Annotated in this window: 12 protein-coding genes and 4 tRNA genes; 13 read left to right on the forward strand and 3 right to left on the reverse strand. The window is 63.2% G+C overall.

Translation table 11 applies throughout. The features are described 5' to 3' along the window. Positions 1 to 88: 88 nt before the first annotated feature. Complete coding sequence (locus ACOQFP_RS00725; RefSeq protein WP_206492648.1) at positions 89 to 1,108, forward strand: polyprenyl synthetase family protein; 1,020 nt, start codon at positions 89 to 91, stop codon at positions 1,106 to 1,108. A gap of 85 nt (positions 1,109 to 1,193) precedes the next feature. Then, positions 1,194 to 2,063, forward strand: coding sequence for a zinc metalloprotease HtpX (htpX, locus tag ACOQFP_RS00730; RefSeq protein WP_421583146.1), 870 nt, complete (start codon positions 1,194 to 1,196; stop codon positions 2,061 to 2,063). A 73-nt stretch (positions 2,064 to 2,136) separates the two neighbouring features. On the opposite strand, the gene ACOQFP_RS00735 is transcribed toward htpX, so the two are convergent. Next, entirely contained in the window at positions 2,137 to 2,637 is a 501-nt protein-coding gene (locus tag ACOQFP_RS00735; protein ID WP_206486655.1) for a YajQ family cyclic di-GMP-binding protein, read from the reverse strand. A 175-nt stretch (positions 2,638 to 2,812) separates the two neighbouring features. Here ACOQFP_RS00735 and ACOQFP_RS00740 point away from each other — a divergent pair. From ACOQFP_RS00740 to rplA, 11 genes are all read left to right on the forward strand, one after another. Then, positions 2,813 to 2,895, forward strand: a tRNA-Tyr gene (locus ACOQFP_RS00740). 168 nt (positions 2,896 to 3,063) lie between these two features. Beyond that, positions 3,064 to 3,136 (forward strand) — tRNA-Thr (locus ACOQFP_RS00745). 62 nt (positions 3,137 to 3,198) lie between these two features. Beyond that, positions 3,199 to 3,271: transfer RNA gene (locus ACOQFP_RS00750), tRNA-Met, on the forward strand. Positions 3,272 to 3,355: 84 nt separating this feature from the next. Further along, a complete protein-coding gene (rpmG, locus tag ACOQFP_RS00755; RefSeq protein WP_027498281.1) occupies positions 3,356 to 3,523 on the forward strand; it encodes a 50S ribosomal protein L33 in 168 nt (55 codons plus the stop codon). A gap of 140 nt (positions 3,524 to 3,663) precedes the next feature. Further along, positions 3,664 to 4,176 carry a (3R)-hydroxyacyl-ACP dehydratase subunit HadA gene (hadA, locus tag ACOQFP_RS00760; protein ID WP_206486806.1) on the forward strand — a complete coding sequence of 171 codons (513 nt, stop codon included), beginning with the start codon at positions 3,664 to 3,666 and terminating at the stop codon, positions 4,174 to 4,176. Then, the gene (hadB, locus tag ACOQFP_RS00765; RefSeq protein WP_206486656.1) at positions 4,163 to 4,588 is read left to right on the forward strand and encodes a (3R)-hydroxyacyl-ACP dehydratase subunit HadB; all 426 of its coding nucleotides are present in this window, start codon (positions 4,163 to 4,165) and stop codon (positions 4,586 to 4,588) included. Before hadA ends, hadB begins: the two co-directional genes overlap by 14 nt. 187 nt (positions 4,589 to 4,775) lie before the next feature. Further along, a tRNA-Trp gene (locus ACOQFP_RS00770) sits at positions 4,776 to 4,848 on the forward strand. Between the two features lie 30 nt (positions 4,849 to 4,878). Next, positions 4,879 to 5,346, forward strand: coding sequence for a preprotein translocase subunit SecE (gene secE, locus ACOQFP_RS00775; RefSeq protein WP_206486657.1), 468 nt, complete (start codon positions 4,879 to 4,881; stop codon positions 5,344 to 5,346). Positions 5,347 to 5,412: 66 nt separating this feature from the next. Continuing rightward, positions 5,413 to 6,255: a transcription termination/antitermination protein NusG gene (gene nusG, locus ACOQFP_RS00780; RefSeq protein ID WP_421583147.1), complete on the forward strand. Its 843-nt coding sequence runs from the start codon at positions 5,413 to 5,415 to the stop codon at positions 6,253 to 6,255. 64 nt (positions 6,256 to 6,319) lie between these two features. Continuing rightward, a complete protein-coding gene (gene rplK, locus ACOQFP_RS00785) occupies positions 6,320 to 6,754 on the forward strand; it encodes a 50S ribosomal protein L11 (RefSeq protein ID WP_008713829.1) in 435 nt (144 codons plus the stop codon). 75 nt (positions 6,755 to 6,829) lie between these two features. Next, positions 6,830 to 7,549, forward strand: coding sequence for a 50S ribosomal protein L1 (gene rplA / locus ACOQFP_RS00790; RefSeq protein ID WP_341245277.1), 720 nt, complete (start codon positions 6,830 to 6,832; stop codon positions 7,547 to 7,549). A gap of 73 nt (positions 7,550 to 7,622) precedes the next feature. Here rplA and ACOQFP_RS00795 read toward each other — a convergent pair whose 3' ends face one another. Continuing rightward, positions 7,623 to 8,534, reverse strand: coding sequence for an alpha/beta hydrolase (locus tag ACOQFP_RS00795; protein ID WP_341245278.1), 912 nt, complete (start codon positions 8,532 to 8,534; stop codon positions 7,623 to 7,625). Positions 8,535 to 8,544: 10 nt separating this feature from the next. Then, the gene (locus ACOQFP_RS00800; protein ID WP_341245279.1) at positions 8,545 to 10,491 is read right to left on the reverse strand and encodes a CocE/NonD family hydrolase; all 1,947 of its coding nucleotides are present in this window, start codon (positions 10,489 to 10,491) and stop codon (positions 8,545 to 8,547) included. Positions 10,492 to 10,815: the final 324 nt, after the last annotated feature.

The following is a 10,815-nucleotide window of genomic DNA, read 5'->3' on the forward strand; positions in this document are numbered from 1 at the left end:
TGCACGCTAGGTTCACTACGGTAGGGGACGAGCAGTGGAGCTCCGCTGCACCCGCCGGCACGTGGACGACAGGACAGGGACCAACATCGTGAGTACAGACGACGCTGCCGTAGCAACGGTCGTTGCCGGAGTCGACCTGGGGGACCCGGAGCTCGCGCGATCCGTCGCCGACGGCCTCGCACGCGTCGAAGAACTGATGATCAGCGAACTCTCCGACGGAGAAGAGTTCCTGACCGAGGCTGCGCTGCATCTGGCCAAGGCCGGCGGCAAGCGTTTCCGGCCGCTGTTCACGGTGCTCACCGGCCAGCTCGGGCCCTCCCCGAGCGACCCGGCGATCGTCACCGCCGCCACGGTCGTCGAACTGGTCCATCTCGCAACGCTCTATCACGACGACGTCATGGACGAGGCCTCGATGCGGCGGGGTGCAGAGAGTGCGAACTCACGCTGGGGCAACAGTGTGGCGATTCTCGCCGGGGACTACCTGTTCGCGCACGCGTCACGGCTGGTGTCCACCCTCGGTCCCGACGCCGTCCGCATCATCGCCGAGACCTTCGCGGAACTGGTCACCGGTCAGATGCGCGAGACGATCGGAGTCAAGGGCACCGACGATCCCGTCGCGCACTATCTGAAGGTCGTGTGGGAGAAGACCGGATCGCTGATCGCCTCGTGCGGACGCTTCGGTGGAACGTTCAGCGGCGGCGATGCCGAGCATGTGGGACGCCTCGAGCGACTCGGCGACGCCGTCGGTACCGCTTTCCAGATCTCCGACGACATCATCGACATCTCCTCGGCCACCGAGCAGTCCGGTAAAACTCCTGGCACCGACCTCAGAGAGGGCGTGCACACGTTGCCGGTGCTGTACGCGCTCCGTGAGGAAGGTCCCGACGGGGATCGTCTGCGCGAGATCCTGGCAGGCCCGGTCACCGAGGACGCTCTGGTCACCGAGGCAATGGAATTGCTCGAGCGTTCGCCCGGGATGGTGTCGGCGAAGAACACCCTCGGTGAGTACGCGGCTCGGGCCCACGCGGAACTCGCGCTGCTGCCGCAGGGCCCGGCCAACGACGCCCTCGGGCGGTTGGTGAACTACACCGTCGAACGCGTCGGTTAGGCCAACTCGACCATCGGGAACCGACTGCTGGGGTTTCTTCGTTGAATCAGGTAGTGAGACCTGGTACGAGGAGGCACAGTCAGACATGAACGGCTACGCGAACGGCGTCAAGACCTTCGGCCTACTGGTCGGGATGTCCGCGCTCATCGTCTTCATCGGCTCGCTGTTCGGTAACGCGACCATCCTGCTCGGATCCATCGTCCTGGCGGTGGGTGTCAACGGCTATGCGTACTTCAACAGTGCCAAGATGGCCTTGAAGTCGATGCATGCGGTGCCGGTCAGTGAGCTCGAACAGCCGGCCATGTATCGGATCGTGCGGGAGTTGGCGACGGCAGCGCATCAGCCGATGCCCGCGTTGTACGTGAGCCCGACCAACAATCCCAATGCGTTCGCCACCGGACGCAACCCGCGCAATGCCGCGGTGTGCTGCACCGAGGGCATTCTGCGGATCCTCGACGAACGAGAACTACGGGCCGTTCTCGGCCACGAACTCTCGCACGTCTACAACCGGGACATTCTGATCTCGTCGGTGGCAGGCGCGATGGCTGCTGTCATCTCGGGTCTGGCCAACCTTGCGTTCTTCGCCAACGTCTTCGGCGGACGCGGCAGCGGGGGAGCCAATCCGATCGCGTTGCTGCTCGTGTCGATGCTGGGCCCCATCGCGGCCACCCTGGTTCGGCTGGCGGTCTCCCGCTCGCGCGAGTACCAGGCAGACCAGTCGGGAGCCGAGCTGACCGGTGATCCGCTGGCACTCGCGTCGGCGCTGCGCAAACTCGAGCAGGGTGTGCAGTTGGCACCGTTGCCGCCCGAGCCTCGACTGGCGTCGGAATCGCATTTGATGATCGCCAACCCGTTCCGCGTCGGCGACAAGGCTGGGCAGCTGTTCGCCACCCACCCGCCGATGGCCGACCGCATCGAGAGACTCGAACGCATGGCCGGCTACCGGCCCTACTGACGCCGAGCCTGCGGCATGTGAGCGGAAATTCGTAGTGGACTACGAATTTCCGCTCACATGCGGCGAAGCCGCTCTAGCGGTAGTTGACGAACTGCAGCGCGATGCCGAAGTCCTCGTTCTTGAGCAGTTGCTGGACGGCCTGCAGATCGTCGCGCTTCTTGCTGCTCACGCGTAGCTCGTCGCCCTGAATCTGCGCCTTGACGCCCTTGGGGCCGTCGTCGCGGATCTTCTTCGAGATCTTCTTCGCGTTTTCGGTGGTGATGCCCTGAACGAGCTTGCCGGTGACCTTGTACACCTTCCCGGACGCGGCCGGGTCGTTGGTCTCGAACGCCTTGAGCGAGACGTCACGTCGAATCAGCTTTTCCTTGAACACGTCGAGGGCGGCCTTCACCTTTTCCTCGGATTCGGAGGTGATGACGATGGTCTCGGCCTCGCCGCTGCCGGACCATTCGATGCTGGTGTCGGATCCGCGGAAGTCGAAGCGGGTCGCCAGCTCCTTCGCTGCCTGTCCCAGAGCGTTGTCCACTTCCTGGCGGTCGACTTTGCTCACTACGTCGAAGGACGAATCAGCCACTTCTCACACTCTCCAGTCGAATCGGAATTTTGGTCTTGCGGTGGTGTCGGTCCACAGCCCGCAGGGACTTTATCGGCCCGCTACCGACCGTATCCACCCGGTTTGCGTTCCGGGGGGACGTTCGTTGTATTCTTCTCACCGCGCCGAAGAGCAGGTTGAGCTTCGATCGCAACACGGCAGATTGCCCGAGCGGCCAATGGGAGCGGACTGTAAATCCGTCGGCTTATGCCTACGTAGGTTCGAATCCTACATCTGCCACACTTGGAACCCCGGCGAGTGCTTCTCTCGCTGGGGTTTCCATGTGAAGAGGGTTCTAACACCTGAAGAGAGAGATAGATGGTTCGCTGACCACGCAATTTGGTACTGGGCGCTCCGAATGTGTAACCTCTTGAAGGCTTCAGCGCACGGCTAGCAAGTGCTGATCCTGCCCCCTTAGCTCAGTCGGTAGAGCGTTTCCATGGTAAGGAAAAGGTCAACGGTTCGATTCCGTTAGGGGGCTCGCTGGATTGGATGGCTCGACGTCGCGTTCCCCGCGTGGGATGGTGGACGACGAGCACCTGAGGCGGTGTAGCTCAGTTGGTAGAGCAAACGACTCATAATCGTTGCGTCGCCGGTTCAAGTCCGGTCACCGCTACACAGTAGGCGAGCACGACACAAAGCAGCACCCGAGAACAGTCCTGATTGACCCAGATCAGATTTACCCGAAAGTAGGCGTCCAGTGGCCTCCTCCACCGATGTGCGGCCCAAGATCACCTTGGCCTGCGAGGTTTGCAAGCATCGCAACTACATCACCAAGAAGAACCGTCGGAACGATCCCGACCGCATCGAGCTGAAGAAGTTCTGCTCCAACTGTGGCACTCACCGGGCTCATCGCGAGTCTCGCTAGTCCGCACGGGTCGCTGGTTTTGCAGTTCCGATCGCTAGTCGGCGCCCGGCGTTAGGTCGCTTCTTCTCTCCCTAACGGCTCTTGCGTCCAGGGTAGAAAAGGTCTTCACAGTGTCACAAGCTCCACATGATGTCCCGGCCATGGATGCGTCCGCACATGCGGCGTCCATGGTCGGTTCTCATTTTCGCGTCGACGACTTCTACGAGGTCGGCCGCGAAAAGGTCCGTGAGTATGCGCGTGCCGTCCAAGATTCTCATCCCGCGCACCACGACGAGGACGCAGCGAAGGGCCTCGGTTACGACGGTCTCATCGCGCCCTTGACCTTTGTTTCCCTTATCGGGATCATGTCGCAGACCAGGATGCTGAAAGAGGTCATCACCGGTTACGATCCGAGCCAGATCCTGCAGACCGATCAGCGACTGGAATTTCATCGACCGATCCAGGTCGGCGACCGCATCTTCTGCGATGTCTATCTCGAGTCGTTCCGCCAGATGAGTGGCAGCGACATCATGACCACCAAGAACATCATCACCGATCAGAACGGTGATCTCGTGCAAACTACGTGGACGACCATCGTGGCGCGGACCGGCGGAGAGATCGACGAGAACATCGCTCATGCTGTGAAGGAAGTGATCATGCATGGCGCGTCGTAGTTTCGAGGACGTGTCCGTCGGAGATGAGCTGCCCGAACGGACCGTGTCACTTACTCGCGGCGATCTGGTGAACTACGCAGGCGTGTCCGGGGATCCCAATCCGATCCACTGGAGCGACGAGGTTGTCGCACTGGCCGGTTTGGACGACGTCATCGCCCACGGAATGCTCACCATGGGTCTCGGTGCAGGCTTCGTCACGTCCTGGCTGGGCGATCCGGGTGCGGTCACCGATTACAACGTGCGCTTCACCAGTTCGGTGTTCGTACCGGCGGACTCGCCGGCGTCGGTGGAGTTCACCGGAAAGATCAAATCGATGGACAGCGAGAAGCGCACTGCGACCGTTGCCATCGTTGCGAGATCCCGGGGCAAGAAGATTTTCGGGCGAGCGACCGCTACGGTCCAGTTGGCCTGACATGGTCGATCCGGCAGGGAACGTATCCGGCCGGGACGACGGGATTTATCTGTTCCGAAGGGTGTGCAGTACACTGAGATTTCTGGGGTAATCCGGCGCTGTGCGCTGCCCGCGTCCTCCTCACGGGGTGGCGTAGGTGGGAGGTGCAGTCGGATGGACACCAGAGCGGCCGAGAGTTTTCGGCCGAAGGGGCGTAGCTCAATTGGTAGAGCAACGGTCTCCAAAACCGTAGGTTGCAGGTTCAAGTCCTGTCGCCCCTGCCCAAGGTGTCAGCAACTGAGAGGAACGACGTGAGCGAGGAGCGCGGTAAGCGCGACGGTCGATCGGAGGAGTTCGAGAACTCCTCGGCTTCAGACGACGTCGCACCTGGCTCCGAGGGCCGTCACTCCGATGCTGATCAGACCGCCGCTGATTCGAGTGCCGCAGCAGTGGTACCAACCGGCAAGAGGTCGTCCGGCCGGTCCCGTGGCAGCGCTGCAGGGGTATCGATGTCGAAGTCCTCGACAGCGGCGACGAAGACCAAAACCGGTAAGGCTCGTTCGGGCAAGGTCAAGGCAGACAAGCGGCCGAACGTGTTTCTGCGTCTGCTGCAGTTCTTCCGTGAGGTCGTTGCCGAGCTCCGCAAGGTCATCTGGCCGAACAAGAAGCAGATGGTCACCTACACCAGCGTCGTGCTCGTCTTTCTGGCGTTCATGGTCGCGTTCATCAGTGGCCTCGACGTGCTGTTCCTCAAGGGCGTCGGCTGGCTGTTCGGCTGACCGAGCTCAGCTGGCGGGACTTTTCGACGATCGAACCGAGCAGGAAACTAGAGAAAGGGTGCTGACGTGAGCACGCCGCACAACGACGCCACCGAAGTGGCCGCATTCGACGCCGATGTCGAGGCGACCAAGCAGGGCCTCGAAGCGGAGCAGGCCGCTCAGGACCGCGAGACCGACGAAGCGATCAAGGCCGATGTCGCAGCAGCCACGGGCGAAGACGCTCCCGCGGACGGTGGCGAGGCAGTCGATGCCGACGCCACGGCCGATGCGGATGTCACTGCCGAGCCCGAGGATCCCGTCGCCGAGATGAAGGCGGCTCTGCGCCGCGCTCCCGGCGACTGGTACGTCATCCACAGCTACGCCGGATACGAGAACAAGGTCAAGGCCAACCTCGAGACCCGTGTGCAGAACCTCGACGTCGGCGACTACATCTTCCAGGTGGAAGTTCCCACCGAAGAGGTCACCGAGATCAAGAACGGCCAGCGTAAGCAGGTCAACCGCAAGGTGCTGCCGGGTTACATCCTCGTCCGGATGGAACTCAACGACGAGTCCTGGGGCGCGGTGCGCAACACCCCCGGTGTCACCGGCTTCGTCGGTGCGACGTCACGCCCGTCGCCGTTGACCATCAACGAGGTCGTCAAGTTCCTCATGCCGCAGGAAGGTGCCAAGAAGGACGCGAAAGCGACCGCAGGCGCAACCGAGCAGGGCGGCGACACCACGTCCAAGCCCACCATCGAGGTCGACTTCGAGGTCGGCGAGTCGGTCACCGTCATGGACGGCCCGTTCGCGACGCTCCCCGCCAGCATCAGCGAAGTCAACGCCGAGCAGCAGAAGCTCAAGGTGCTGGTATCGATCTTCGGCCGTGAAACCCCGGTCGAGCTCGGCTTCACCCAGGTCTCCAAGATCTAGAAGCCGCGCGCACAGACTTGCAGTAGCAACCGCAAGAAACCCGAGCGAATACAAGGAAAAAGAAATGCCCCCGAAGAAGAAGAAGCTAGCCGGGATCATCAAGCTTCAGATCCAGGCCGGTGCCGCCAACCCGGCACCGCCCGTCGGCCCAGCACTGGGTCAGCACGGCGTCAACATCATGGAGTTCTGCAAGGCGTACAACGCCGCGACCGAGTCGCAGCGCGGCAACGTCGTGCCGGTCGAGATCTCGGTCTACGAGGACCGTACGTTCGACTTCAAGCTCAAGACTCCTCCCGCTGCCAAGCTGCTGCTCAAGGCTGCAGGCGTGGCAAAGGGCTCCGGCGAGCCGCACAAGACCAAGGTCGCCAAGGTGACCATGGATCAGGTGCGCGAGATCGCCAAGACCAAGCAGGAAGACCTCAACGCCAACGACATCGATCAGGCCGCGAAGATCATCGCCGGCACTGCTCGCTCGATGGGCATCACCGTCGAAGGCTGATTCACCCAGAAATACACGTGGGAGAGCCGGCCAGGCTCGTCAACCACTCTGAACTCGAACGAAGGACAGTAAGACATGGCAAAGCGCAGTAAGGCCTACCTCGAGCAGGCCGCGAAGATCGATCAGGACAACCTCTACTCGCCCCTCCAGGCCGCCAAGCTGGCCAAGGAGACCGCGTCGAGCAAGTTCGATCCCACCGTCGAGGTCGCAGTGCGACTCGGCGTCGATCCCCGCAAGGCGGATCAGATGGTGCGCGGCACCGTCAACCTTCCCCACGGCACCGGCAAGACCGCTCGGGTTATTGTTTTCGCCGCTGGTGAGAAGGCTGCAGAGGCCGAGGCAGCAGGAGCCGACGTCGTCGGTGCAGAAGATCTGATCGAGCGCATCCAGGGCGGATTCCTGGACTTCGACGCCGCGATCGCCACCCCGGATCAGATGGCCAAGGTCGGCCGCATCGCCCGTGTCCTCGGACCGCGTGGCCTGATGCCGAACCCGAAGACGGGCACGGTCACCAACGACGTGACCAAGGCCGTCAACGACATCAAGGGCGGCAAGATCAACTTCCGCGTCGACAAGCAGGCCAACCTGCACTTCGTCATCGGCAAGGCCTCGTTCGACGAGACCAAGCTGGTGGAGAACTACGGCGCAGCGCTGGACGAGATCCTGCGTGCGAAGCCGTCGTCTGCCAAGGGCCGTTACGTCAAGAAGGTCACCGTCTCGACCACCACCGGACCCGGCGTCCAGGTCGATCCGAACCGCACGCGCAACCTCCTCGAGGACGACGCGAACGCGTAATTTCTTTCAGCTCGAAACGAAGGCCGGTCTCCCCGTGGGAGGCCGGCCTTCGTCGTGTGGTCCGAGCGCAGCCCTAGGCTGCGCGGGCGCGAGCGAAATTGGCCAGGATGATGCCGCTGATGCGGTCGAGCAATGCTGCGGGTAGGTCGTGGGCCATCCCGTCGATCAGCGTCAGCTCGGCACCTCTGACGGCGCGGGCCACGGCCTTGCCGCAGGACGGCCGGACCAGCTTGTCGGCGGTGCCGTGAATGACGGTGGTGGGCGCGGTGATCTTCTTCGCGTAGGGCCGCAGGCTCCCGGTGCCGGTGATCGCCGCCATCTGACGCACGACACCCGACGGGTTGTAGTTGCGCTCGTACATCACCTGTGCGATCTCCAGTTGCTCCTCGAGCGGAGTGCGGAAGCCGGGAGATCCGATGGTGGACAGCGTCTTCGCCGAATGCGCGATGATCTCTTCCTTCGTCGCGTCCTTCCCGACGCCGCCGAGGAGGGGCAGCAGGGCGCGGGGGTCCGGCGGCGGGAGAAACGGCTCATTGGTGCTCGAGAAGAGGATGCCCACCGACTCTGTTCGTTCGGGGTAGCTGCCGGCGAAGACCTGGGTGATCATCCCACCCATCGAGGCACCGACGACGTGGACGGTGTCGATGCCGAGGTGGTCGAGAACTCCGACGGCGTCGGAGGCCATGTCGACTATCGTGTACGGCACGTCCGAGGACATCCCGAGCTCGTGCCGGATCAGGCGAAGAATCTGTGATCCCCGCACCTTCTGACCCGACATCTTCGTGGACAGCCCGATGTCGCGGTTGTCGATCCGGATCACTCGGTATCCTGCATCGACGAGGCGGGTGCAGAAATCCATGGGCCACAACGTCAATTGCGCGGACAGGCCCATGATGAGCAGGACCGCGGGATCCTCCACCGAACCCATGTCCTCGTACGCGATCTCGACGGAGTTCGCCGGCGCGATGCCTTGTTCGATTCTCATGGTGTCGTTCCTACCAGCCCGGCTCACCCAGTACCGGCACCACCAGGTAACTCGGATCCTGTGGGTCGATGCCGATGTCCTGTTTGCGCAGTCGCGTACGCACCAGATCCGGCAGGATCGGGATGAACCGTGGTGTGTCGGTGGCGAACACGTCGACGCGCAGTCGGTGTCCGGACGCGATCACGGCCTCGGTGGTGAGGATGTCGATATCGAGGGCGATGGGTTCCCCCACGGGGACCGGGAGCAGTGCTGCCTCGGTGAGTGGATGGTACGGACGGGTGTAGTCGCCGTTCGGGGCGAACAGTGAACGCTCGTCGTCCACGGCTCGGCGCGAGGCGAGCAGTGCGCCGTTGCTGAGCACGGTCGAGGTGCCGTCCGGGGCGACGTCGCAGATCATGATGGCCCACAACGCTTCCCGCGCGTGGCAGACCACCCGGAGATGCAGATTCATCGGACCGGACAGAACGGCGTCCGACTCGGCCGGACCGGTGGTGAAGGTGACTGCGGCACCTTCGGCGAACCGGTTGTCGTAGGTGAATCCGCCCCCCAACACTGCCGTCACGCCGGCGAGTACCTGGGTGGTGTCACGCGAGACGACGGCCCGCAACGAGGGCCGCACCGTCAGGATGTCGCGGGACGTGGCCGGTTCGGTCGTGAGGCTGCCGTCGGCTACGGCGTGGGCTGCCGTTCCTGAGGGCGTCGCCGACAGGTACAGCCTGCGTGGTTGCGCCCGCGGAGCCGGAAAGCGGCCGTGCGCAGTCCAATTGCCGCCCTGTTGACGCAACGTGACGGGGCCGTAGTTCTCGATTCCGTTGTCGATGTCGCGTAGCCACTTGTCGAACCAGGCTCGCTCGAGCACATCGAGACGCGGTGGAAAGCCCGGTTCGCCGAACCCGATTCCGGGGTTGCCGTGGTACCCGTCACCGACGAGCAACTGCTTCGATCCGCGTTCGAGGGACAGCCGGTTGTAGATGTCGGGGGCGGAGCCGCCGAAGATGTCGTGCCAGCAGCCGTACAAGAATGTCGGCACCGCGATGTCCTCGATGGCGGCGTCGATGGTGTCGTAGTACTCGTCGTCGTAGATTCGTGAATCTCGTCCTGTGACAAAGCCTTTGGCCAGATCGAACAGGTTGGTGGCGGGGGACAGGGTGCGATCGCGGAGCCAGGTGAACGTGTCGATGCCGCCGATGGCCGGTGCCCACTTCAATGCGTTGACGGCGGTGAGCCACAGCGGGATGAACGCCGAGGTGGCCCCTCCGGTTGCGAAGATCTCGCGGACGATGTCCACCGAGCCCTCGACGGCGAAGATCGCGTCGAGCCCGGCGGGTTGCTTGGCTGCGGCCTGCAGCGCATTGATCGCCGAGTACGAGATGCCGGCCATTCCCACCCTGCCGTTGCACCAGTACTGGCGTCGGGCCCAGTCGATCACCTCGAGGGAATCGAGTTGTTCGCGGGTGCCCAGCACGTCCCAGGTGCCCGAGGAACTGCCGGTGCCGCGGACATCGACGATCATCTGAACGTACCCGCTGCGGACGAGGTGCCGGTTGACCGACAGCAGGTCCGCCGCCCCGCCTGCAACCACTCGGGTGATCTCGGTGATGCCGTCGAAACGGGTTCCGGTGAGGTCGAACGCGGACGAGAAGGCTCTGATCGCACGACCGAGAACAGGGGTCTCGAGGATCGTGTCGATGCTCTTGATCAGCAGCTTGTTGTACGGCGTCAGATTCAGGACGGTGGGAAAACTCCCCGTCACCGCCTTACCCGATGCGTCGGCGGGGCGGACGACGTACGCGCGCAGCGCTGTGCCGTCGCTCATCGGGATACGAACGTTCGCCGATACCGACACTCGCGGATACCGCGGTTCCTCGCGCACGATCGCCGCCCACGCCGCTGCCGCGTCGCCGCCGCTGGGGTCGCGTACGGGTTGCAGTAGGGGGTGGGGCTGCACGGCAGTCATGAACGTCGACTAGACCGTCGAACGACCCTGTTTGTCCCGAGGTGTCAACTTCAGAAGACGGCTGCACTCTTTGCAGGCGTTTCGAGGGTGAGTGCACGTGTCTTCTGACATTCTGATGTCAGAAGTGCGGTGCACGGTCGCACGTTCGGCTCTCGGTGACAGGGAGGCTTGTGGTGGACCCCGCGTTCTTTGCCAGGATGATCGTGAGACACGTCCTGGCCTGGGCGTGGGGAATCGAGATGCTTGTGATCGACATCGAGATCGGACGAACCACTACTGGCGGCCGGACGTTTCCGGTTGCGTTTCGGATCGCGTTCGTCGAGC

Origin of the sequence: Rhodococcus sp. MALMAid1271, assembly GCF_049195265.1 — a bacterium.
Taxonomy (GTDB): Bacteria; Actinomycetota; Actinomycetes; order Mycobacteriales; family Mycobacteriaceae; genus Rhodococcoides.

Excerpts from the sequence above, each read along its gene's own strand:
- ACOQFP_RS00800 (WP_341245279.1), bottom strand. The coding sequence starts at position 10,491 with ATGACTGCCGTGCAGCCCCACCCCCTACTGCAACCCGTACGCGACCCC.
- ACOQFP_RS00795 (WP_341245278.1), bottom strand. The coding sequence starts at position 8,534 with ATGAGAATCGAACAAGGCATCGCGCCGGCGAACTCCGTCGAGATCGCG.
- rplK (WP_008713829.1), top strand. The coding sequence starts at position 6,320 with ATGCCCCCGAAGAAGAAGAAGCTAGCCGGGATCATCAAGCTTCAGATC.
- hadA (WP_206486806.1), top strand. The coding sequence starts at position 3,664 with ATGGATGCGTCCGCACATGCGGCGTCCATGGTCGGTTCTCATTTTCGC.
- hadB (WP_206486656.1), top strand. The coding sequence starts at position 4,163 with ATGGCGCGTCGTAGTTTCGAGGACGTGTCCGTCGGAGATGAGCTGCCC.
- rplA (WP_341245277.1), top strand. The coding sequence starts at position 6,830 with ATGGCAAAGCGCAGTAAGGCCTACCTCGAGCAGGCCGCGAAGATCGAT.
- htpX (WP_421583146.1), top strand. The coding sequence starts at position 1,194 with ATGAACGGCTACGCGAACGGCGTCAAGACCTTCGGCCTACTGGTCGGG.